The organism is Zoogloea dura, assembly GCF_012927165.1.
Classification (GTDB): domain Bacteria; phylum Pseudomonadota; class Gammaproteobacteria; order Burkholderiales; family Rhodocyclaceae; genus Zoogloea; species Zoogloea dura.
In genome coordinates, this window is the sequence record NZ_JABBGA010000006.1 from 64,856 (window position 1) to 86,405 (window position 21,550).

The 21,550-nt window shown below is 67.2% G+C and carries 19 protein-coding genes; 13 read left to right on the forward strand and 6 right to left on the reverse strand.

Annotated elements, in window-relative coordinates; all coding sequences use genetic code 11:
- Positions 1-8 precede the first annotated feature (8 nt).
- From fdx to HHL15_RS09500, 6 genes are read right to left on the reverse strand one after another with little or no spacing between them, the layout of a single operon-like run.
- Positions 9-347: an ISC system 2Fe-2S type ferredoxin gene (fdx, locus tag HHL15_RS09475; RefSeq protein ID WP_169145522.1), complete on the reverse strand. Its 339-nt coding sequence runs from the start codon at positions 345-347 to the stop codon at positions 9-11.
- Positions 347-2,224, reverse strand: coding sequence for a Fe-S protein assembly chaperone HscA (gene hscA, locus HHL15_RS09480; RefSeq protein WP_169145523.1), 1,878 nt, complete (start codon positions 2,222-2,224; stop codon positions 347-349). Before hscA ends, fdx begins: the two co-directional genes overlap by 1 nt.
- Before the next feature lie 25 nt (positions 2,225-2,249).
- Complete coding sequence (iscA, locus tag HHL15_RS09485) at positions 2,250-2,573, reverse strand: iron-sulfur cluster assembly protein IscA (protein ID WP_169145524.1); 324 nt, start codon at positions 2,571-2,573, stop codon at positions 2,250-2,252.
- A 39-nt stretch (positions 2,574-2,612) separates the two neighbouring features.
- A complete protein-coding gene (gene erpA / locus HHL15_RS09490) occupies positions 2,613-2,966 on the reverse strand; it encodes an iron-sulfur cluster insertion protein ErpA (protein WP_169145525.1) in 354 nt (117 codons plus the stop codon).
- Positions 2,967-2,978: 12 nt separating this feature from the next.
- Positions 2,979-3,404, reverse strand: a complete 426-nt coding sequence (gene iscU, locus HHL15_RS09495; RefSeq protein WP_169145526.1) for a Fe-S cluster assembly scaffold IscU — start codon at positions 3,402-3,404, stop codon at positions 2,979-2,981.
- Between the two features lie 34 nt (positions 3,405-3,438).
- Positions 3,439-4,650: an IscS subfamily cysteine desulfurase gene (locus HHL15_RS09500; protein ID WP_169145527.1), complete on the reverse strand. Its 1,212-nt coding sequence runs from the start codon at positions 4,648-4,650 to the stop codon at positions 3,439-3,441.
- A gap of 436 nt (positions 4,651-5,086) precedes the next feature.
- On the opposite strand from HHL15_RS09500, the gene nifA reads away from it, so the two are divergent.
- The 13 genes from nifA (at position 5,087) to HHL15_RS09565 (ending at position 21,532) form a co-directional block, all read left to right on the forward strand.
- Positions 5,087-6,733 carry a nif-specific transcriptional activator NifA gene (gene nifA / locus HHL15_RS09505; RefSeq protein ID WP_169145528.1) on the forward strand — a complete coding sequence of 549 codons (1,647 nt, stop codon included), beginning with the start codon at positions 5,087-5,089 and terminating at the stop codon, positions 6,731-6,733.
- A 114-nt stretch (positions 6,734-6,847) separates the two neighbouring features.
- On the forward strand, positions 6,848-8,140 hold the full coding sequence (locus HHL15_RS09510; protein ID WP_169145529.1) for a sensor domain-containing diguanylate cyclase: 1,293 nt from the start codon (positions 6,848-6,850) through the stop codon (positions 8,138-8,140).
- 337 nt (positions 8,141-8,477) lie between these two features.
- Complete coding sequence (locus HHL15_RS09515) at positions 8,478-8,699, forward strand: hypothetical protein (RefSeq protein WP_169145530.1); 222 nt, start codon at positions 8,478-8,480, stop codon at positions 8,697-8,699.
- Positions 8,700-8,830: 131 nt separating this feature from the next.
- Complete coding sequence (locus HHL15_RS09520; protein ID WP_169145531.1) at positions 8,831-12,499, forward strand: bifunctional diguanylate cyclase/phosphodiesterase; 3,669 nt, start codon at positions 8,831-8,833, stop codon at positions 12,497-12,499.
- A gap of 37 nt (positions 12,500-12,536) precedes the next feature.
- Positions 12,537-16,499, forward strand: coding sequence for a PAS domain S-box protein (locus tag HHL15_RS09525; protein ID WP_169145532.1), 3,963 nt, complete (start codon positions 12,537-12,539; stop codon positions 16,497-16,499).
- Between the two features lie 28 nt (positions 16,500-16,527).
- The gene (locus tag HHL15_RS09530; RefSeq protein WP_169145533.1) at positions 16,528-17,160 is read left to right on the forward strand and encodes a response regulator; all 633 of its coding nucleotides are present in this window, start codon (positions 16,528-16,530) and stop codon (positions 17,158-17,160) included.
- Positions 17,161-17,364: 204 nt separating this feature from the next.
- The gene (gene nifB, locus HHL15_RS09535) at positions 17,365-18,933 is read left to right on the forward strand and encodes a nitrogenase cofactor biosynthesis protein NifB (RefSeq protein ID WP_169145534.1); all 1,569 of its coding nucleotides are present in this window, start codon (positions 17,365-17,367) and stop codon (positions 18,931-18,933) included.
- A 45-nt stretch (positions 18,934-18,978) separates the two neighbouring features.
- Positions 18,979-19,173 carry a 4Fe-4S dicluster domain-containing protein gene (locus HHL15_RS09540; RefSeq protein WP_169145535.1) on the forward strand — a complete coding sequence of 65 codons (195 nt, stop codon included), beginning with the start codon at positions 18,979-18,981 and terminating at the stop codon, positions 19,171-19,173.
- Between the two features lie 2 nt (positions 19,174-19,175).
- Positions 19,176-19,562, forward strand: a complete 387-nt coding sequence (locus HHL15_RS09545; protein ID WP_169145536.1) for a HesB/IscA family protein — start codon at positions 19,176-19,178, stop codon at positions 19,560-19,562.
- A 13-nt stretch (positions 19,563-19,575) separates the two neighbouring features.
- Positions 19,576-20,142, forward strand: coding sequence for a hypothetical protein (locus HHL15_RS09550; RefSeq protein WP_169145537.1), 567 nt, complete (start codon positions 19,576-19,578; stop codon positions 20,140-20,142).
- Positions 20,139-20,939: a 4Fe4S-binding leucine-rich repeat protein gene (locus HHL15_RS09555; RefSeq protein WP_235943323.1), complete on the forward strand. Its 801-nt coding sequence runs from the start codon at positions 20,139-20,141 to the stop codon at positions 20,937-20,939. Before HHL15_RS09550 ends, HHL15_RS09555 begins: the two co-directional genes overlap by 4 nt.
- Complete coding sequence (locus HHL15_RS09560) at positions 20,932-21,273, forward strand: nitrogen fixation protein NifZ (protein WP_169145538.1); 342 nt, start codon at positions 20,932-20,934, stop codon at positions 21,271-21,273. The genes HHL15_RS09555 and HHL15_RS09560 overlap by 8 nt, the downstream gene beginning before the upstream one ends.
- Before the next feature lie 4 nt (positions 21,274-21,277).
- Positions 21,278-21,532: a nitrogen fixation protein NifZ gene (locus tag HHL15_RS09565; protein ID WP_169145539.1), complete on the forward strand. Its 255-nt coding sequence runs from the start codon at positions 21,278-21,280 to the stop codon at positions 21,530-21,532.
- Positions 21,533-21,550: the final 18 nt, after the last annotated feature.

Below are 21,550 nucleotides of genomic sequence, written 5' to 3' on the forward strand. Positions count from 1 at the left end.
CGCGCCGGTCAGCCGTGTTCGCGGGCGTGGTTGCGGGAGTGCTTGGGGATCTCGATCAACAGGTCGGTGTCGCCGAGCTTGACGCAACAGGCCAGGCGCGAGTCGGCCTGCAGGGCCCAGGCCGAATCCAGCTGGTCTTCTTCCAGATCATTGCTCGGCGGCACGCTGGCGCCGCCCTGGCGGATGTAGACATGGCAGGTGGCACAGGCCGCCACCTTTTCGCAGGCGTGTTCCAGGGGCACGCCGGCGGCCAGCAGCGCATCGCACAGGGACTGGCCGGGCTTGGACTCGAAGTTCACGCCGGTCGGGCACAGGTGTGGGTGGGGCAGCACGCGGACGGTGGGCATCAGATGGTCTCCAGGCTGCGGCCGGCCAGGGCCCGCTTGATGCTGGCATCCATGCGGCGGGCGGCAAAGTCGCCGCTGGCAGTGTTGAGGGCGTCGGTGGCGGCGCGGATCTTGCGCGTGTCGCCTTCGTCGGTTTCCAGCAGTTCGGCGAGGGCGAAGATGGCCTTCTGCAGGGTGTCCCGCTCCGGCGGCGAGAGCAGCGCCGCGCCATCGCTGGCCAGCGCCGCTTCGGTGGCGTCGATCAGGCGGCGGGCTTCCACCTGGGCCTCGCGCAGCATGCGCGTGGCGGCGTCGATCTCGCCGCTGCCGTAGGCATCGAGGAGCATGCGCGCCACTTCGCCGTCACCCAGGCCGTAGGAGGGCTTCACCTCCACGTGGGCCTCGACACCGCTGGTCTGTTCCCGGGCGGTGACCGACAGGAGGCCGTCTGCGTCGATCTGGAAGGTGACGCGGATGCGCGCGGCACCGGCCACCATGGGCGGGATGCCGCGCAAGGTGAAGCGGGCCAGGGAGCGGCATTCGGAGACGATCTCGCGCTCGCCCTGCACCACATGCACGCTCATCGCGGTCTGGCCATCCTTGTAGGTGGTGAAGTCCTGGGCGCGGGCGGTGGGGATGGTGCTGTTGCGCGGCACGATCTTTTCCACCAGGCCACCCATGGTCTCCAGGCCGAGCGACAGCGGGCACACGTCGAGCAGCAACCAGTCGGCCTCGCTGCCGGATTTGCGGTTGCCGGCCAGCACATCGGCCTGCATGGCGGCACCCAGGGCCACCACTTGGTCAGGGTCGAGGTTGTTGAGCGGCGCCGTGCCGAACAGGGAGGCCACTGCCGCCTGCACGTGGGGCATGCGGGTGGAGCCGCCGACCATCACCACGCCCTTGACGTCCTCCACGCCGAGGCCGGCGTCACGCAAGGCCTTGCGTACCGGGCGCAGGCTGCGCGAGACCAGCTCGGCGGTGAGCTCGATGAACTGGGCGCGGGTGACCGCCACGCGTATCACCTGGCCGTCACCCAGGGTGGCGCTGGCGAGGGTCTGTTCTACGGCGGAGAGGCTTTCCTTGGTGCTGCGGGCCAGGGCCAGGATGCGCCTTTCATCCTCGATGGGCAGTTCGGCGGGCAATCCGGCCTGGGTTTTCAGCCATACGGCGAGGCGTTGGTCGAAGTCGTCGCCGCCGAGGGCCGGATCGCCATTGGTGGCGAGCACTTCGAAGACGCCGCGGGTGAGCTTGAGGATGGAGATGTCGAAGGTGCCGCCGCCCAGGTCGTACACCGCGTAGGTGCCTTCTGCCGCGTTGTCGAGGCCGTAGGCAATGGCCGCGGCGGTGGGCTCGTTGAGCAGGCGCAATACGTTCAATCCTGCCAGGCGGGCGGCATCCTTGGTGGCCTGACGCTGGGCGTCGTCGAAATAGGCCGGTACGGTGATGACGGCACCGGTGAGTTCGCCGCCGAGGCTGGCTTCGGCCCGCTCGCGCAGGGCCCGCAGGATGTCGGCTGAGACTTCCACCGGGGTCTTGCGGCCGGCGCGGGTCTCGATGCCGACCATGCCGGGGCCGTCGCTCAGCTGGTAGTGGCTGCGCATCGTCGCGTCGGCATCGGCGAGGGAGCGGCCCATCAGGCGCTTGACCGAGGCGATGGTGTTGAGCGGATCGTCGGCCTGGCCGGCGCGTGCGGCGCGGCCGACGATCCGCTCATCGGCGGCGTAACACACCACCGAGGGCAGCAGGGCGTGGCCGTCGGCGTCGGGCAGGGCCTTGGCGAGGCCGCTGGCCACCGTGGCCACGAGGGAGTTGGTGGTGCCGAGGTCGATCCCGACAGCCAGGCGGTGCTGGTGAGGGGCGGCGGCCAGCCCCGGTTCGGCGATTTGCAGCAGCGCCATGATGGTCTCTCCCTTTTAGGCTGATTCAGACGGCAAAGCTCTCGCCGCAGCCGCATTCGGCCTTGGCGTTCGGGTTGTTGAACTTGAAGCCCTCGTTGAGGCCCTCGCGGACGAAGTCCAGTTCGGTGCCATCCAGGTAGGGCAGGCTGCGCGGGTCCACCAGCAGCTTGACGCCGGCGCACTCGAAGACCAGGTCTTCGGGCAGGCTTTCGTCGGCAAACTCCAGGGCGTAGGCCATGCCGGAGCAGCCGCTGGTCTTGACGGCGAGGCGCAGGCCGAAGCCCTTGCCGCGCTTGTCGAGGGTTTTCTGGATGTGGCGCGCGGCCTTCTCGGTGACGGTGATGCTCATGCTGGCTTCCTTTCGGATCGGGGCGGGGCGGGCCCGGCCTTACATGGAGAAGGAGCTGCCGCAGCCACAGGTGCTGGTGGCGTTGGGATTGCGGATGACGAAGCGGGAACCTTCCAGGCCGTCTTCGTAATCGATCTCGGCGCCCATCAGGTATTGGGTGCTCATGGAGTCGATCAGCAGGGTGACGCCCGATTGCACGATGCTCATGTCGTCTTCGTTGGCCACTTCGTCGAAGGAAAAGCCGTACTGGAAGCCGGAGCAGCCGCCGCCGCTCACATACACGCGCAGCTTGAGGGCGGTGTTGCCTTCCTCGGCGATCAGTTCGGCCACCTTGCCGGCAGCAGCCGGGGTGAAGATGACGGAGGCGGGCATTTCGGTAACGGTGGTGTTCATGGCGTGGGCTCCTCAGGGGGCGACGGGGGCGCAGATGGCGGTTTCGGTTTCGGTGGTGCTGCCGTGCTTGGCGCGATAGTCGGCCACGGCGGCCTTGATCGCGTCCTCGGCGAGGATCGAGCAGTGGATCTTGACCGGCGGCAGGGCCAGCTCTTCGGCGATCTCGGTGTTCTTGATGTCGAGGGCTTCGCTGAGCGTCTTGCCCTTGACCCATTCGGTGACCAGCGAGCTCGAGGCGATGGCCGAGCCGCAGCCGTAGGTCTTGAACTTGGCGTCCTCGATGATGCCGTCGGCGGATACCTTGATCTGCAGGCGCATCACGTCGCCGCAGGCCGGCGCGCCGACCATGCCGGTGCCCACGTCCTCGTCTTCCTTGCCGAAGCTGCCGACGTTGCGGGGGTTTTCGTAATGCTCGATGACTTTTTCGCTGTAGGCCATGTTGTATCTCCGGGGTTTCGGTCGTTGGGGGCGTTCAGTGGGACGCCCACTGGATGCTTTCCAGGTCGATGCCTTCGCGCACCATCTCCCACAGGGGCGAGAGTTCGCGGAGCTTGGCGACCGCTTCGGTGACCAGGGCGATGGTGGTGTCCACCTCGGCCTGGGTGGTGAAGCGGCCGATCGAGAAGCGGATGGAGCTGTGCGCCAGCTCGTCGCTGCGGCCCAGGGCGCGCAGCACGTAGGAAGGCTCGAGGCTGGCCGAGGTGCAGGCCGAGCCGGAGGACACCGCCAGCTGCTTGATGCCCATCAGCAGGGATTCGCCTTCCACATAGTTGAAGCTGACGTTCAGGTTGTGGGGCACACGGGCATCGATGTTGCCGTTGAGGTACACCTCCTCCATGGCGGAGAGGCCCGCCCACAGGCGGTCGCGCAGCCAGCGGATGCGTTCGTTCTCGGTGCTCATGCTGCCGCGGGCCAGGGCGTAGGCTTCGCCCATGCCGACGATCTGATGGGTCGGCAGGGTGCCCGAACGCAGGCCGCGCTCGTGGCCGCCGCCGTGGATCAGGGCCTCCAGGCGCACCCGCGGCTTGCGCCGCACGTACAGGGCGCCGATGCCCTTGGGGCCGTAGGTCTTGTGGGCCGACAGGGAGAGCAGGTCGATCGGCGTGGCGGACAGGTCGATCTCCACCTTGCCGGCGGCCTGGGCCGCATCCACGTGGTAGATGATGCCCCTGGCGCGGCACAGGGCGCCGATGGCGGCCACGTCCTGGATCACCCCGATCTCGTTGTTCACCAGCATGGTGGAGATGAGGATGGTGTCCGGACGGATCGCCGCGGTGAGTTTGTCGAGGTCGATCAGGCCGTCACTTTCGACATCCAGGTAGGTGACTTCGAAACCTTCCCGCTCGAGTTCGCGGCAGGTGTCGAGCACTGACTTATGCTCGGTCCGCGGTGTGATCAGGTGCTTGCCACGGCCGGCATGGAAGCGCGCAGCACCCTTGATGGCGAGGTTGTTGGACTCCGTGGCGCCGGAGGTCCAGACAATCTCCTTGGGGTCGGCGCCAACCAGCGCGGCAACCTGTTCGCGGGCGATTTCAACGGCTTCCTCGGCCGCCCAGCCGTAGGCATGGGAGCGGCTGGCAGGGTTGCCGAAGAGCTCGGTGAGGTAGGGAATCATCTTGGCGGCAACCCGGGCGTCCACCGGGGTCGTCGCTGCGTAGTCGAGATAGATCGGTTGGGTCGTCATGGGTCTTGTTCTCCGCGTGGGGGGCTTTTGCGGAGGACTCCAGCAACTTCGGTGCCAAGCTGCAGGGTGTGTGCAGGGCTTTGATTTATAAGGATTGTCGCTTTTGTCGTATTGCATCATCGGGATGTCGGCGAGGGCTTTGTCACCTTTGTCAGATTCCACACAGGGCGAGGCCGGCAATGCACCAGGATGAAGCGTGGAGCCCCGTAAAGGGCTGTCGGCGGGCCGCCTCGAAGCTGCGCCGGCGGGCCTGGAATACGCGCCCCGCGAGCTCCCTTCCGCTAAATCAATGGCTTGTGCGGCGGGCCTGATACGAAATAACCATGGCGCTTCTAGGTATAAGCCTTGCTTGGTTTCCAGCCATGCGGGCCGGTGCGACATTCAGGCAATCCGGTTCGCCCCTGACAGACCTGAACCTGCTTGAAGGAGTCTCGCGATGAACGCGGTTCTGCATGTGCGGGCTCAGACCGAGCTCGCTACCATCTACGAGATCAGCAAGATCCTGACTTCCAGCCTCGACGTGGGGAAGACCTGCCGCGAAGCCCTCAATGTGCTGGCCAATAACATGGGCTACCGGCGCTGCATGATCATCACCGACAGCGAGGACAAGGCTGATCTCCACCTGCTGGCAGCGGCCGGCCTGAGCCCCGAGGAGTACGACGCGGGCCACTATCGCCCGGGGGAGGGCATCATCGGCAAGGTGTACACCAGCGGCATGCCCGCCGTGGTGCAGGACCTCGCCGCCGAGCCTTTCTTCCTCAACCGTACCGGCGCCCTGGATTCCGTGGACGGTGAGCGCATTGCCCTGGTGGGCATGCCGATCCGCATTGCCAAGACGGTGGTGGGGGTCATCACCATCGACCGCGTCAGCGGCAGCCACGGCAGCGGCGGTTTCAACGAGGACGTGCGCCTGCTGACCATGGTGGCCAGCCTGGTCGGCCAGGCGCTGGCCCTGCAGCGCACGGTGGTGGAGGAGCGCAACCAGCTGATCAGCGAGACGCGGCGCCTGCGCCAGGAGCTGAAAGGGCGCTTCCGCCTGGACAATGTGATCGGCGTGTCGAAGCGCATGCAGGATGTCTTCGCCGAGGTGCACCAGGCCGGGCCGTCACGCTCCACCGTGCTGCTGCGTGGGGAGAGCGGCACCGGCAAGGAGGTGATTGCCCGCGCTCTGCACAATCTGTCGCCGCGCAAGGACGCGCCCTTCGTCAAGGTGAACTGTGCGGCCCTCACCGAGAGCCTGCTGGAGTCGGAACTCTTCGGCCACGAGAAGGGCAGCTTCACCGGCGCCGTCGGCGAGCGCAAGGGGCGCTTCGAGATGGCCGACAAGGGCACCCTGTTCCTCGACGAGATCGGCGACATCTCCCCGGCCTTCCAGGCCAAGCTGCTGCGCGTGCTGCAGGAGCGGGAGTTCGAGCGGGTGGGCGGCACCCGTTCGATCAAGGTGGATGTGCGCCTGGTCTTCGCCACCAACCGCAACCTCGAGAAGATGGTGGCGGCCGGCGAGTTCCGCGCCGACCTGTATTACCGGATCAATGTGGTCAGCCTCTTCCTGCCGCCGCTGCGCGAACGCCGGGAGGACATCCCGCCCTTGATCGCCTTCTTCATGGATCGCTACAACCAGGAGAACGGCCGCGATCTCAAGGTGACTTCGGAGGCGCTCAAGGTCTTGGTCAACTGTTACTGGCCGGGCAATGTGCGTGAGCTCGAGAACTGTATCGAGCGCACCGCCACGATGGCCCGTGGCGAGGCCATCACCGAGGTGCATTTCCCCTGCCAGACCAGCCGCTGCCTGACCCAGACCCTGCACAACGTGGACAAGGACGACGCGGTGGCGCCGATCAAGGCGGTGTCGGGCGTTTTCGAGGTGTCGGTGCCGGTGCCCGAGATGCCCCACCGCAGCAATGCCGCCGCGCCGGCCCGCCAGTTCGGTGATGACATGCCGGACGGTGAGAAGGAGCGCCTGATCTGGGCCATGGAGCGCAGCGGCTGGGTGCAGGCCAAGGCCGCGCGGCTGCTCAACATCACCCCGCGGCAGATGGGCTACGCGCTGCAGAAGTTCGACATCGAGGTGCGGCGTTTCTGATTGCCCGGGCCCGCTGCGCCGGCGGCGGGCCTGCCGAATATGGCGGAAGGGGCGGGTGCCAGGGGTATACTTGCGGACCCGATAGTCATATCGCCCGAGTCTGCTCATCCCGCCATGGCCGATGCCGAACCCTCACCTCAAGCCGGCGCTCCGCGGCTGCCTGCCGCCGAAGCGCTCTTCGATCAGCTCGCCGATGCGGCCTACCTGATCGACCCGGAGACGTCCCGGATCGTCTGGGGCAACCGCAAATCCTGGGAGAGCCTCGGCCTTAGCCGCGACGAGGTGCTCGATCACAGCGTCCTCAGCCTGCAGAAGGATGTGCACGGGCTGCCCCAGTGGTCGGAGATCGCCGCGGCGATCCGCAGCAGCGAGTGCTTCCGCTTTCTCGGCCGCCACCGTCACCAGCAGGGCCACGAGGTGGAGGTGGAGGTCAATACCACCCACTTCGAGCTCGACGGGCGCAGCTATTTCCTGTCGATCGCCCGCGACATCACCAATCGGGTGGCCCAGGAGGTGGATGCCAACCGGCGCGAGAAGCAGTTGTGGTTCGCCCTCAACGAGGCCACCGACGGGCTGTGGGACTGGGAGGTGCCCACCAGCACCCTGTTCTTCAGCCCGCAGCTCAAGCGCATGCTGGGCTATGGCCCGGACGAGATGGAGCCGGTGCTGGAAACCTGGAGCAGCAATGTGCACCCGGAGGACAGGGCCCGGGTGATGGCGGTGCTGCAGGAGCACCTCGAAGGCAAGCGCGCCCGCTACGAGGCGGAATACCGCATCCGCAACCGCAATGGCCATTACCTGTGGGTGCATGACCGGGGCCGCGTTTGCGAATGCGGGCCCGACGGCCAGCCGGTACGGGTGGTGGGCATGGTGCAGGACGTCAGCGATCGCAAGCAGCTTGAGCTGCAGTTGCAGGCCCTGGCCTCCAGCGACATGCTCACCGGCCTGGCCAACCGGCGCCAGGGCACGATCTTCCTCAAGTCCCAGGTCGAGCTGTGCCAGCGCCTGGGCCTGCCCCTCGGGCTGGCCTTCATCGACATCGACAACTTCAAGGCGATCAACGACATCTACGGCCATCTGTCCGGCGACCAGGTGCTGCGCCAGGTCGGGCAGGTGATCAAGGGCGCGGTGCGCGGCTCCGACATGGTGTGCCGCTGGGGTGGCGAGGAGTTCATCGCCATCGCCACCAACACCACCCTCGAGCAGATGGCCCTGGTGGCGGAGAAGATCCGCCAGGCCGTGGTGCAGGAGCTGGGCGGCCACTCCCCGCCGGTGACGGTGAGCATCGGCGTGGCGGCCGGCAGCAGCCCGGCCATCGATGTCACTGCGCTGATGGCCGCCGCCGACTCTGCGCTCTACCGCGCCAAGGCCGCAGGGCGCAACCGGGTGGAAGTGGCCCGGGCCTGAAGGCAGGGGCCTGTGCGTGGCCCGCCCGCTGCCGCGAGGCGGCGGACGCCGGGAGCGCCGGGCCGCGTCGAGCAGGGCCTGATCGATGCGCTGTCAGGAAAACCCTAATCCCTGTCAGGGAATGCCCGGCGCCGAATCCGGCTCCGCTGATATCCCCCGTTTCGGGCAGGGAAGGACAATCGGGTCAGGCCGCCGAACTGATCTCGCCGATGTTCATCCGACTCTCCGCTCGCCCTGTCCGTTTCCGCATCCCGCCCTTGCCCGGGGTTCCGGCGCTCTTCCTGGCTGGCGTCCTGATCTCCGGCGTGGCCTGGCGATCCGCTGCCATCTGCATGGCATGACGGATGGCCGCCTGTGCCTGGAGAGGGGGCCGGGGCAGGATGGTGTCCTCCACCTCATGGCGCGCTTCAGGGCTTACCCGGAGAAGCTGCCGGCAGGCTTCGCGGAGGCCTGCATGGTCTGGCTGGTGTGCCGTGATGATCGGGTTCCGGTGGCCGCCGGCATTCTCGGTATTGGTGTCAGCCCGGTGCGGCCCCGGGCAGGGCGGCGGCAAATTTGATGCAGTGCGGAGATTTTCCGGTTTCCCAGCAAATGGAACTCATTCCCTTACTGGGAACAGTGGTACTTTCCGGGGCCTTCCGGTGACGGAAATTCACTTTTCAATCTTTTGACTCCATCATGAACCCGCCCATGCAGGTCACACCTCTGCGCCTTTTCTTCTCGACGCTGCGGCAATGGACGCTGGGCTGGGGCATCGGCCTGGTGGCCGTTCTGTTCTTCATGCCGGCCTCCTTTTCGCTCGGACCCGGCTGGGTTGCGCTCCACTCTGTCCTCGAGATCCTGGCCGTGACGGTGTCGGCGATGGTCTTCATGGTCGGGCGCAATGCGTTGGTGCTCAACGGTTCGATGGCCGGAGCCCATGTGGGGGGGCTGTTCCTGCTGGTGGCCCTGCTCGACATGGCCCACTTGTTGTCCTTCCCCGGTATGCCGGACTGGCTGACCCGCAACCAGGATGCCAAGTCGATCGCCTTCTGGCTGGCCGGCCGCCTGGTGATGGCGGTGGGCTTGTTCATCAGCGTCTCGCTGGACTGGTCGAAGCAGGGCAGCGCGCGCCTGCAGCGGAGCATGCTGGTGGCGGTGCTGGCGTCGGCGGCGCTGCTGATCCCCAGCGTGGCCATGCTGGCCGAGGCCTATCCCGGGATCTTCTGGGATGGGGGGCTGACGCGCATCAAGATCGGCGTCGAGTACCTCGTCATCGCCATCCTGTGCCTGGTGCTGCTCCAGGAGCTGCGGCGCGGCAGCACCCCGGCGCCGTATGCCCGCGAGGGAATGATCACCGCGGTGCTGACCCTGATCGCCAGTGAGTGGTGCTTCGTTGCGTACACCCGCAGCAACGATGTGTTCATCCTGATGGGCCACCTCTACAAGGTGGTGGGTTATTTCGTGCTGTACCGCACCTTGATCGGCGGCATGATCCGCGAGCCTCACCGTCGCCTCATCGAGGCCGAGCAGGTTGCGGCGAGGAAGGGCGAGGAGATGGAGGCGATGTTCATGTCGTCTCCGGATGGCGTGATCCTGGTGGGGGAGACGGGCGAGATCCTGCGCGTGAATCCGCACTTCAGCGGGCTGACCGGGTATGAGGAAGAGCATGTCCGGGGGCTGCCCATCGATGTGCTGCTGCCGGAGCGCTTCCGGGGTTCCCACCGGGAGAAGGTCATGGGCTATATGGCGGCGCCGCTGAGCCGCAGCATGGCGGGCGGCCAGGAGCTGTATGCACGGCGCCGCGACGGTAGCGAGTTTCCGGTGGATATCGCCCTCAGTCCGGTGGTCCTCGATGGGCGGCGCTGTGTCATCGCCACCATGCGTGACGTCGGCGAGCGTGTGCGCATGACCCGCCAGCTGCGGGAGAGCGAGCTGCGGGTGCGCAGCTTCCTCGACAACTCGGCGGACTGGGTGTGGGAGATGGATCCGGCTGGCGCCATCACCTATTCGAGTCAGCGGGTCCGGGATCTGCTGGGTTATCGGCCCGAGGAGGTGGTGGGGCGCAGCCTGTTCTCGTTCATGACCGAGGCGGATGCGGCCCAGCTCAGCCCGTTGGTCCGCGAGATCGTGGTCCGCCGCGAGCCGCTGCTGCATATGGATCACACCAACCGCGCCAGCTCCGGCGAGCTGCGCGTGGTGGAGACCAACGCGGCACCCTACTTCGAGCAGGATGGGCGCTTCATGGGCTACCGGGGGATCACCCGGGATGTGAGCCACCAGCGGGCGCTGCAGAAGGCACTGGAAAAGAGCGAGCGGATCTTCCGCCACGCCTTCGATGACTTCCCGACCGGCATGGCCTTCGTGGACTGCAACGGAGTGGTCCTGCGGGTGAACACCTTCCTCGGCGAACTGCTCGGCTATGCGCCGGGTGAGCTGGAGCAGCTTGCCCTGAACAGTCTTTTCCCGGTGGAGCAGCGCCTGAACGTGGCGCGGGACATCCTCGCCCTGTGCGAGGGCCGGCTGCCCCTGTATTCGGCAGAGCTGAAGATGCTGCGCAAGGACGGCCAGCATTGCTGGGCGCGCGTGGCGGCGGCCCTGGTGGATGCGGCCGACGGTACGGTGGGCCCCTTGCTGCTGATGATCAGCGACATCTCGGTGGAGAAGGAGGCGACCAGCCACAACGCGCGCCTGCTGGCGATCATCGAGCGGATGGGCGATGCCGTGGCGGTGGCCGACCGGGAAGGCCGCAATCTCTACCTCAACCCTTATGGCCGCACCATGCTGGGCATCGGCCTCAATGAGGACATCTCGGGTGAGTCCCTGGAGGACCACCATTCGAGGTCGGTGGCCCAGTTCATCCGCAACCGGGCTCTCCCCCAGGCGGAGAAGCACGGGGTGTGGGAAGGCGAGACGGTCTGGCGCAGCCGCAGTGGGGAAGAGATCGCCACCTGGCAGGTGATCATGACCCACAAGGACGCCAATGGCGCCTTCGAGTACTGGACCACGGTTGCGCGGGACATCCGCGAACGCAAGATGATGGAGGACCGCCTGTCCTTCCAGGCGACCCACGATGCGCTGACCGGCATGCCCAACCGCCTGCTGATGCGCGACCGCCTGCAGCAGGCGATCGCCAATGCCAGGCGTGAGCGCAAGCTGATGGCGGTGGTCTTCCTCGACGTGGACAACTTCAAGCGCATCAACGACACCCTTGGCCATGCCCATGGCGACCAGGTGCTGCTCGAAGTCGCCAGCCGCCTGCGGGAGGTGCTGCGCCACAGCGATACCCTGGCGCGCCAGGGCGGGGACGAGTTCATCGCGCTGTTGCCGGGCCTCAACACGGTGAACGATGTGGTCGGCATCGTCGACAAGATGGTCCAGGTCCTCGGCCGGGTGATCGTCGTGGACGGGCGCGAGATCTACGTCACGGCCAGCCTGGGGGTCAGTGTCTACCCCTTCGACCATGACAATGGCGACGAGCTGCTGCGCAAGGCCGACGTGGCCATGTACCGGGCCAAGGAGCAGGGGCGCAACGGCTACCAGTTCTACACCTCGGACATGGACGAGCGCTTCAACCTGGATCTGCAGATGGAGGTGGATCTGCGCCACGGCATCAGCAACGAGGAGTTGTTCCTGCTGTACCAGCCCAAGGTTTCGCTGCTCTCCGGCCAGGTCACGGGCTTCGAGGCCCTGGTGCGCTGGCGCCATCCGCAGCGAGGCATCGTGTCGCCCGGCGAGTTCATCCCCATCGCCGAGCGCAGCATGCTCATCGCCCACCTGGGCGAGTGGGTGATCCGCGAAGCCTGCCGGCAGATCCGCCTGTGGCGTGATGCCGGCGTGGCGGTTCTGCCGGTGGCGGTCAACGTGTCGGCCCAGCAGTTCGAATACATGGATGTGGCCCGCCTGATCCGCACCGCGCTGGCGGATGCGGCCCTGGAGGGGGAGCTGCTGGAGCTGGAGATCACGGAAGGTGTGCTGATGCGCGATCCGCTGGCGACCACCCGGGTGCTGACCCAGATCAAGGGGCTGGGCGTGAACATCGCCGTGGACGACTTCGGCACCGGCTACTCCTCGCTGGGCTATCTCAAGCAGTTCCCCGTGGATGTGCTCAAGATCGACCGCTCTTTTGTGGACGAGGTGTCGACCAACGCCGACGATGCGGCGATCGTCCGCGCCATCGTGTCGATGGCCCACAACCTGGATATCCAGGTGGTCGCCGAAGGCGTGGAGACGGCCGAGCAGCTTGCCTTCCTGCGCGAGTGCGAGTGTGATTTCGTGCAGGGGTATTTCTTCAGCCGGCCGGTGGCGCCGGCCGAGGCGGTGGCATTCTCGGCGCGGCACGGGGCAGCTCGCTCCGTACCGGTCGAGGCGGGTGAGTAGGCGGTCGGCCATGGAGGGCGTGTATCGGCTTGCAGGAATGCACTGGCTGGGTGGCCTGCTGGTCGCGCTCTTCGGCCTGCTGGCGGTGCTGTCCTGGCTGGGGCCCCTGTTGCCCGGCATCTATGTGACGGGCCCCCATGCCGGCATCGGCCTGGTGCTGGCTGGGCTGGGGGTCATCGCGGCCGCGTCGGTGCGCCCCTTCCTGCGCCTCGTTGCGGTGCTGCTTGCCATCCTGCTCATGGCCGATGGCATGCTGGGCCTGGCGGCGATCCATGGCAAGGTGACGCTGCCCGAGTGGCCGGGCCGTCTGAGCCTGGCCTCGTCCCTGGCCTTCTTGTTTGCCGGTGTGGCGCTGGGCGGGCTGGCATGGGGCCGCTCGCTGCTGTCCCAGCTGGCCACGCTGGCGGTGCTGGCGCTCGCCCTGATGAACATCCTCGGCTTCCTGCTGGGCGAGGGAACGGTCGGGCTGGGCTTGTCCGATGGCCGGGTACAGCCGGTGCCGACCTCGCTGGCCTTGATCGTCCTGACGCTGGCATTGGGCGGTGTCGGCCTGCGCGGGGGGGACTGGTGCGCCTTTTACCGCGACCGTGACGACCGGCGCTTGACCATGATGGGCGTGGGCATCGTGCTGCTGTCGTCCCTCTGCGTGGGGGTGGCCGGTGTCAATCTGACCGCCAGGGCCATGCTCAAAGCTTACGACGAAGCGCTGCTGGCCCGCCTCGTCGATCACGCATCGCGGCTCGACCGCGGGCTGGCGCAGGTCCGTGGCGACCTGGAGACGACCCTCGACCGGCTGCTGGCCGGAGAGGTGCCTGCCGATGGTGCGACCCTGCTGGCCCGTTACCACGCTTCAGCGCTCACCACTCCGCCGTCCGCCCTGATTGCGGAGCGGGAAGGGGGTGGGTATTGGGCCTTCGGCATACCCGTCAGGGAAGGGCACCGCCTGGCGACGGAATGGGAGGGCGTCAGCCTGCTCTGGGACGAATCGCCGAAGCTCGTGGTGACCCGCCTGCTGCATTACCGGGATGGCCGCAAGGGAAGCCTGTCGGTGGCGGCCGAGCTGAATGGCGCCGGCGTGGGCCTGTTCGTGCCGGCCACCTTCGGGCGCACCGGCGAGACCTTGTACTGCGCCCGCATCGACGGCCGTTCCCACTGCCTGTCGAGCCGCTTCTCGACGGCGCCCTTCGTGGCGCCGTCGACCGTGCGGGGGGCGCCGATTCCGATCACCCGGGCCCTCGACGGGGAAACCGGTGTGAGCATCGCCGCCGACTATCGGGCCGTGCAGGTGAAGGCGGCCCATATGTCCCTGGGGCGCGGACTTGCCATTGTCGAGAAGGTTGATCTCGATGAGCTCATGGAGCCGGCCCTGCGCTGGCTGTGGATGGCGGTATGGGCGATCGGCGGGTGTGCCGCGCTGGGGGGCTGGGCCCTCTACCGGGCTGCTTTCCCGCTGGCCCGGGCGCTGCGGCTGCAGCAGCGCAAGTACCAGGCGATCCTCGACCACGCGCCCTCGGCCCTGGTGACGGCCTCCGTGGATGGCCGGGTGGCGCTCCTCAACGCCCAGGCCGAAGCGCTGTTCATGCTGTCGCCCGATGCGGCCGCGAAGCGCCTGCTCTCCAGCTTCTTCGAGGATGAGTCGGTGGGCGCCTTCCTGCGCGACGGGGTGGTGGGCAGCCGCCATCAGGTGCGCTGCATGGCCAGGCGCAGCGACGGCCGTTCGCTGCTCGCCGATGTCCGCCTGACCTGTGTCGAGATCGATGGCGAGCGCTTTGTAATCGCCGCGGTGGATGACTGCACCGACCAGGCGACCCGCGAGCAGGAGCTGGAGTGCTGGGAGAAGGTCTTCATGAGCGCCAGTTCGGGGATCATGCTGAGTGATGCGGAGGGGATCTTCCTGAAGGACTTGAACCCGGCCTTCGCCCGCATGCACGGGTACGAGCGGGAGGCGCTGCTCGGCCGTCCCTTCGTGGAGGTGTTTGCCCCGTCGGTCCGCCAGGGGATGGCCGCGCATGTCGCCCGTGCCCACGATGCCGGCCAGCGCTGTTTCGAGTCGGTGCACCTGCGCAAGGATGGCACCGAGTTTCCGGTGCGCGTCCAGGTGAACGTGGTTTACCGGCCGGATGGCCGGGTCAACTTCCGGATCGTCAATGTGGAGGACCTCTCCCGCCAGTACGAGATGGAGGGGCAGTTGCGGGAGAGCGAGCAGATGCGGCGGCTGGTGCTGGACACCCAGCGCGACATGGTCTGCCGCTGGCGGCCGGATACCACGCTGGCCTACGCCAACCGGGCCTGCGCGGAGATGTATGGCGAGACCCAGGAGAACATCGTCGGCCAGCGCTGGGACGGACTGATGCGCCAGCAGGTGGCGACCGCGGAGGCCCTGCGCGAGTTTGAAGCCAGGTTGCAGGACCTGACGGCGCATCCGCGCCGGATGGAGCTGACAGTGCCGATGCGCCATCCGGTGGCGGGGCGCCTGTGGGTGCAATGGAGCATGCTGCCGCTGTACCGGGAAGGACGGGTGCTCGAAGGCTTCCAGGTGTCGGGGCATGATGTCACGGCGCGCAAGGCCGCCGAGACCGCCCTGGTGGAAAGCGAAAACTGGTTTCGCGCCCTGTTCGACTCCCTGTTCCACTATGCGGCCCTGCTGGACACGGAGGGGCGCTTCCTGGCCGTCAACCGGCGCAGCGCGGAATTCCTCGGCCTGATGTCGGCCGAGGTGGTCGGCGTGCCGATCTGGGAGATGGGGGCGGCGACCCAGGTGGACGGCACTCCGGACGTCCTCCGCCAGGGCGTGGCCCGGGCCGCGGCGGGGGAGAGCGTCCGCTTCGAACTGCAGGCCATGGCCCGCAACGGCGAGCGGGTGTTCCACGAGTTCTCCATGCGCCCCATTCCCGGTGAGGGCGGCCAGATCAGCCATGTGATCGCCGAGGCCCATGACATCACCGAATACCGTCGGCAGCAGCGCAGCATCGAGGAGCGGGATGCCCGCTTCCAGGGCATGGCGGAGAGCATGCCGGGGATCGCCTTCGAGTTCCTGCGGGAGGCCGGAGGAGGGATCCGCGTGCTCTATGTCAGCCGCAGCGTGCGCCACCTGTGCGGCGCCGATGCCGATGAGCTCGAGTCCGGCGGCAGGACCCTCATCGAATTCCTGCATCCGGAGGACCGCCAGGCTTTCCTGGCGGCCGTGGCCGACAGCGAGCGCTGCCTCGGCGAGCTGGCCTGGGTGGGGCGCTTGAGCGGCGAGCGTGACAGCTGGATGAGCCTGCGGGCCATCCCGCGGCGCATCGACGGCCAGGTGGTGTGGAGCGGTGTGGGCGTGGACATCACCGGGATGAAGGAGAAGGAGCTCGAGATCGAACACTCCCGCAAGGCGCTGCGCGAGCTGGCGACGCATCACGAGATGGTGCGGGAGGACGAGCGCAGGCGCATGGCCCGCGAGGTGCACGATGAGCTGGGGCAGAACCTCACCGCCTTGCGCATGGGCCTGGCCGTGCTTGGCGAGCGCGCCGACGATCTGCGCGTGGTGGACGAGTCGCGCCGCCTCAAAGGGGTGGTGGACCAGTCCATCAGCGTGGTCCGGGGCATCGCCACGACCCTGCGGCCGGCCGCCCTGGACCTCGGCATTGCGGCGGCCCTGCGCTGGCTGTCCAGTGAGTTCGAGGTCAATGTCGGCCTGCCCTGCCTGGTCGATGTGGATGCCGGCGTGGCGATTGCCGACGATGATCGGGCCACCGGCCTGTTCCGCATCGTCCAGGAGTCACTGACCAACATCGCCCGCCATGCCGCGGCCTCGCATGTGTGGATCCGCCTGCGCCGGATCAACCGGCATCTGGTGCTCGAGGTGGGGGACGACGGCTGCGGCTTTGACGTCACGCAGAACAGCGGCGGCTTCGGCCTGCTCGGGATGCGCGAGCGGGCCCTCAGCCTGAGCGGCGAGCTGACGGTGCGCAGCAGATCCGGCGAGGGCACGGTGGTGTCCGTACACATTCCAGTGAATTGAGGCTTTCCCCGTGCGAATCCGAATTCTGATGGCGGACGATCATTTCGTCGTCCGCCAGGGCATGCGCCAGATCATCGGCCTCTTCCCCGACATGGAGGTGGTCGGCGAGGCGGCTGACGGGCAGGAGCTACTGGCCGGCCTGGCCGGCCGGGAGGTGGATCTGATCCTCCTCGACATGACCATGCCGGGGCTCAGCGGCGTTGAGCTGATCGAGTGCATCCGCAGCCGGCATCCGCAGGTGCCGGTCCTGGTGCTGAGCATGCACAAGGAGGCGCAGATTGCCTTTGGCGCCCTGCGCGCGGGGGCCAGCGGCTACGTCACCAAGGACAGCGAGCCCTCGACCCTGGCCGAGGCCATCCGGCGGGTGGCCTCCGGCAAGCGCTACGTGATGTCCGAGCTGGCCGAGGAGATGGTGTTTACCTCCCTGCATGAGCGGCCTGCCCGCCTGGGCATCCTGTCGCCGCGGGAGCGGGAGGTGCTGGAGATGATCGTCTCCGGTGACTCGATGGTGCAGATCGCCGACAAGCTTCACCTCAGCGCCAAGACGGTGTCCACCCACAAGACCCGTCTGATGCAGAAGCTCAACATCCAGAACAATGCCGAGCTGATTCTCGTGGCGACCTCCGAAGGCATCCGGCCCCGCCTGCCCGGAACGCACTGAATCCCTCTTGTACGCTTTGTCGCAAGCCCGACATGCCTTCGCCGGCAGGTCGGGCTTTGTTCATACAGCGACACCCGGCCGGTGCTTCAAAAATGAGCCAAGGTTCTGATATGTAAGAAAAATAGTGGTTGGCATGGATCTGGCTATGAGTCTCTCAAACGACACTAAAACGTCCCCCCCGAACAGAGACAAGGAGCCGCCCCCATGCAAAGCGCCTACATCAGCCTTGGTGACCTGAAAGCCAATCGCAACGCGCTGGCCGAGCCCGCCGCCAGCCAAGCCTCCGGATGTTCCACCAGTGGTGGAGCCGGCAAGTCCAGCTGTGGTTCGTCGGGTGGCCCCGACGACATGCCTACGGAGATCTGGGACAAGGTCAAGAACCACCCCTGTTACTCCGAGGAAGCCCACCACCACTTCGCGCGCATGCACGTGGCGGTGGCTCCGGCCTGCAACATCCAGTGCAACTACTGCAATCGCAAGTACGACTGCAGTAACGAAAGCCGCCCCGGCGTGGTCAGCCAGAAGCTGACCCCCGATCAGGCTGTGAAGAAGGTGCTGGCCGTGGCCAGCGAGATTCCGCAGATGACGGTGCTCGGCATCGCCGGCCCCGGCGACGCGCTGGCCAATCCGAAGAAGACCTTCGACACCATGCGCCAGCTCACCGAGAAGGCGCCGGACATCAAGCTGTGCCTCTCCACCAACGGCCTGGCCCTGCCGGAGATGGTGGACGAGATCTGCAAGCACAACATCGATCACGTGACCATCACCATCAACATGGTGGACCCGGAGATCGGCGCCAAGATCTACCCCTGGATCTTCTGGAACCACCAGCGGGTCACCGGCGTCGAGGCCGCGCGCATCCTGCACGAACAGCAGATGAAGGGCCTCGAGATGCTCACCGCCCGCGGCGTGCTGACCAAGATCAACTCCGTGCTGATCCCCGGCATCAATGACGAGCACCTGATCGAGGTGAACCGCGAAGTGAAGAAGCGCGGCGCCTTCCTGCACAACATCATGCCGCTGATCAGCGAGGCCGAGCACGGCACCCACTTCGGCCTCACCGGCCAGCGCGGCCCCACCGCTCAGGAGCTGAAGGCCGTGCAGGACGCCTGCATGGGCGGCGCCAACCTGATGCGCCACTGCCGCCAGTGCCGCGCCGACGCGGTGGGCCTGCTCGGCGAAGACCGCAGCGAAGAGTTCACCCTCGACAAGATCGAGGAGATGGATATCGTCTATGACATCGACAAGCGTCGCGCCTACCAGGAGAAGGTCGAGGCCGAGCGCCAGGCCCAGCACCAGGCCAAGGTGGACGCCCTGGCCGATGCCCTGGACGCCAGCCTGATCGCCGGCCAGGAAGACCTCAAGGTGCTGGTGGCCGTGGCCACCGAAGGCCAGGGCCGGGTCAATCAGCACTTCGGCCACGCCACCGAGTTCCAGATCTTCGAAGTCAGCCGCAAGGAAGCCCTGTTCGTCGGCCACCGCCGCGTGGATCTGTACTGCCAGGGCGGCTATGGCGAAGACGAGCAGCTGCCGTCGATCGTCAATGCCATCAACGACTGCCACGCCGTGTTGGTTTCCAAGATCGGTGCCTGCCCCCGCGATGAACTGAAGGCCGCCGGCATCGAGCCGGTCGAGGAATACGCCCACGAGTTCATCGAGAAGGCGGCCCTGCAGTGGTTTGCCGACTACTGCGGGCGCGTGGCCAGCGGCGCCATCGTGCATCAGCCGCGCGGCGACGCCAGCATCCGCCAGGGCGCCGTGATGGCGGCCTGACCAGAACAACCCCCATTTCGTACCTACCACCGCAAGGAGACCATCATGGCCTACAAAATCATCGGTTCCACCTGCTCCGGCTGCTCCGCTTGCGACCCGGAATGCCCCAACGACGCCATCCGTGAAAAGAGCGGCGTGTTCATCATCGACCCGGCCAAGTGCACCGAGTGCGAAGGCCACTTCGACACGCCCCAGTGCGTGGCGGTGTGCCCGGTCGATGGCTGCATCGTGAGAGCCTGATCATGCTGCCCAACGTGACTGTCAATCCGGCCGCCGAGAAGTTCATGCGCCGCATGGTGCGCTTCTCGGGTCACGGTGACGGCGCCGGTTTCCGCCTCACGGTGAGCGCCGGCGGCTGTTCGGGCTACAGCGCCGAGTTCACCGTCGAGGGGGCTCCCCTCGCCGGTGACGAGGTGCTGGCGGTCGGTGACCTCAAGGTCTTCCTGCCGGCCGAATCGCGGCTGATGCTGGATGGCGTGACCATCGACTTCTCCGACACCCCCACCGCGAGCGGTCTCACCTTCTTCAACCCGAACGCCGGCGCCTGCGGCTGCTCCTCGAGCAGCGGCACCAGCGCCCAGCCGCCGGGCGTGGCGAAGGTCGACATCAGCTCGATCCGGCGCAACTGAGGAGAGCAGGGTCATGTCGGCCAGCGGAGTTCCAGGTGTGTCGTCCGGTTTCGAGGATGCCATCCTCGGCGCCGGGCTCGACCCCGCGGTCGAAGCGCTGATCGACAAGGCAGGCCGTGCGGGCATCGGCGACGAGGGGGCCCTCGGCCTCCTGTTGCAGGCCCGGGCCCTGGCGCCCGCGCACCCGGCGCCCCTGATCGCCCATTACCGTTTCTATTTCTACGCCAACCGCCTGGCCGACGCCCGCCGGGTAGCCCTGGAGGCCATCGCCCTGGCCGCCGGGCCCCTCGGCCTGCCGGCGGATTGGCGTCAGGTGGCCCCGGCGACGAGCTGGGGCCCGGAGCGGATCGCCCAACTGCGCGCCCACGCAGTGGCGCCCCGCTTCTACCTGTTTGCCCTGAAGGGCTATGCCTATCTCAGCCTGCGCCTCGGCGAGGCGGAGGAGGGCAGGGCCGTGCTCGACCTGCTGGAGGCCCTTGATCCCGCCGACAGCCTCGGTCACAAGGTCCTCGGGGCCGTGCTGGCGCGCGGCGGCCGCGACGTGGATTACGACGATGACGTGATGGAGGCCACTCCATGATGACGGGCGTCGTCCATCCCGTGCCCGCCTGGGTCCCGAACGAGCCACCGGTGGTGGACTGGCAGGGCCACGCCCTGGATTGCGAGGGCTGCGAGAACCTGGCCCTGCGCGACACCGGCAAATGCCAGCCCGGCCATGCCTGCGTGTTCGACCGCTACGCCAAGCGCATCGACCGCTTCTTCCGCTGGAACCCGGAGCGGGCCAACGACTACCTCGAGCACCCCTATTTCGAGGTGCGCGCGGTGGCCTCCCGGTCGGCCGATGTGTTCCGCCTGGTCGGGCTGATGCACGACCCCGACGAGACGGTGCGCCTGCACGTGGCCCTGCGCCTGCCCCAGCGCCTGCTGGCGGAACTGCGCCACGACCCGGACCGGGAGGTGCGTATCCGCGTCGCCCAGCGCCTGGAGGTCAACCATCTGATCGAGATGGCCGACGATCCGGACTACTTCGTGCGCAAGCTGGTGGCCGAGCGTCTGCCCATCGCCTTGTTGCCGAAGCTGGCCCGCGACCCGGACCGGGAGGTCCGCCTGGTGGTCGCCCGCCGCCTGGAAGTGCCGGCCCTGCTGGCCCTGCTGAATGATCCGGAGGTCGACATCCGGCGCACCCTGGTGGCCCGCCTGCCGGTCGGTCTGCTGGCCGAGATGGCCCGCGACCCGGCCTGGGAGGTGCGCTGGGAGTTAGCCCAGCGGGCCGACGATGCCCTGCTGCGCCGGCTGCTTCTCGATGAAGAGCCCGAGGTCCGCGAAGCGGCCCGGGTCCGTCTTGCCACCCTCGAAACGGAGACCCGCCATGGGTGACATTTCCCGCGACAGCGATGTCATTGAGCTCGAAGGCCCGCCCCAGTTCGACTTTGGCGAACGGGTGGTGAGCCGCTACAAGGTCCGCAACGACGGCACCTACCCCGGCAAGGACGTGGGCGAGGTGCTGGTGAATAAAGGCGACGTGGGTTACGTCACCTCGGTGGGCACCTTCCTGCAGCAGTTCTACATCTACGCGGTCGAGTTCGTCGCCACCGGCCACAAGGTCGGCATGCGCGGCCGCGAAATCGTCTCCCTCGACAAGCTGCCCGAGCACGTCGCCGAAGCCCTGGGCGGCGACAAGGTGGCCCAGCTCGCCCACATCAAGGAGTAAGACCATGATCGAACCGCGCGAACCGAAGTACCAGTGGGGCCAGCAGGTGGCCGCCGCCACCGACCTGTTCAACGACGGCAGCCACCCCGAGGTGCCCGAGGACGAGCTCATCGTCTCGGCCGGCACCACCGGCGAGGTGGTGCAGATCGGCCACCACGAGGAAGCCAACATCCCGGTCTACATCGTCGAGTTCGGCGCCGCCGAAGGCCGCGTCGGCCGCGTGGTGGGCTGCCTCGAAGAGGAACTGGCGGCGGCCTGAGCGTCGCCAGCCAGCGGG

Coding starts and splice junctions, on each gene's coding strand:
- fdx (WP_169145522.1), bottom strand. CDS start 347: ATGCCCACCGTCCGCGTGCTGCCCCACCCACACCTGTGCCCGACCGGC.
- hscA (WP_169145523.1), bottom strand. CDS start 2,224: ATGGCGCTGCTGCAAATCGCCGAACCGGGGCTGGCCGCCGCCCCTCAC.
- iscA (WP_169145524.1), bottom strand. CDS start 2,573: ATGAGCATCACCGTCACCGAGAAGGCCGCGCGCCACATCCAGAAAACC.
- erpA (WP_169145525.1), bottom strand. CDS start 2,966: ATGAACACCACCGTTACCGAAATGCCCGCCTCCGTCATCTTCACCCCG.
- iscU (WP_169145526.1), bottom strand. CDS start 3,404: ATGGCCTACAGCGAAAAAGTCATCGAGCATTACGAAAACCCCCGCAAC.
- HHL15_RS09500 (WP_169145527.1), bottom strand. CDS start 4,650: ATGACGACCCAACCGATCTATCTCGACTACGCAGCGACGACCCCGGTG.
- nifA (WP_169145528.1), top strand. CDS start 5,087: ATGAACGCGGTTCTGCATGTGCGGGCTCAGACCGAGCTCGCTACCATC.
- HHL15_RS09510 (WP_169145529.1), top strand. CDS start 6,848: ATGGCCGATGCCGAACCCTCACCTCAAGCCGGCGCTCCGCGGCTGCCT.
- HHL15_RS09515 (WP_169145530.1), top strand. CDS start 8,478: ATGACGGATGGCCGCCTGTGCCTGGAGAGGGGGCCGGGGCAGGATGGT.
- HHL15_RS09520 (WP_169145531.1), top strand. CDS start 8,831: ATGCAGGTCACACCTCTGCGCCTTTTCTTCTCGACGCTGCGGCAATGG.
- HHL15_RS09525 (WP_169145532.1), top strand. CDS start 12,537: ATGCACTGGCTGGGTGGCCTGCTGGTCGCGCTCTTCGGCCTGCTGGCG.
- HHL15_RS09530 (WP_169145533.1), top strand. CDS start 16,528: ATGGCGGACGATCATTTCGTCGTCCGCCAGGGCATGCGCCAGATCATC.
- nifB (WP_169145534.1), top strand. CDS start 17,365: ATGCAAAGCGCCTACATCAGCCTTGGTGACCTGAAAGCCAATCGCAAC.
- HHL15_RS09540 (WP_169145535.1), top strand. CDS start 18,979: ATGGCCTACAAAATCATCGGTTCCACCTGCTCCGGCTGCTCCGCTTGC.
- HHL15_RS09545 (WP_169145536.1), top strand. CDS start 19,176: ATGCTGCCCAACGTGACTGTCAATCCGGCCGCCGAGAAGTTCATGCGC.
- HHL15_RS09550 (WP_169145537.1), top strand. CDS start 19,576: ATGTCGGCCAGCGGAGTTCCAGGTGTGTCGTCCGGTTTCGAGGATGCC.
- HHL15_RS09555 (WP_235943323.1), top strand. CDS start 20,139: ATGATGACGGGCGTCGTCCATCCCGTGCCCGCCTGGGTCCCGAACGAG.
- HHL15_RS09560 (WP_169145538.1), top strand. CDS start 20,932: ATGGGTGACATTTCCCGCGACAGCGATGTCATTGAGCTCGAAGGCCCG.
- HHL15_RS09565 (WP_169145539.1), top strand. CDS start 21,278: ATGATCGAACCGCGCGAACCGAAGTACCAGTGGGGCCAGCAGGTGGCC.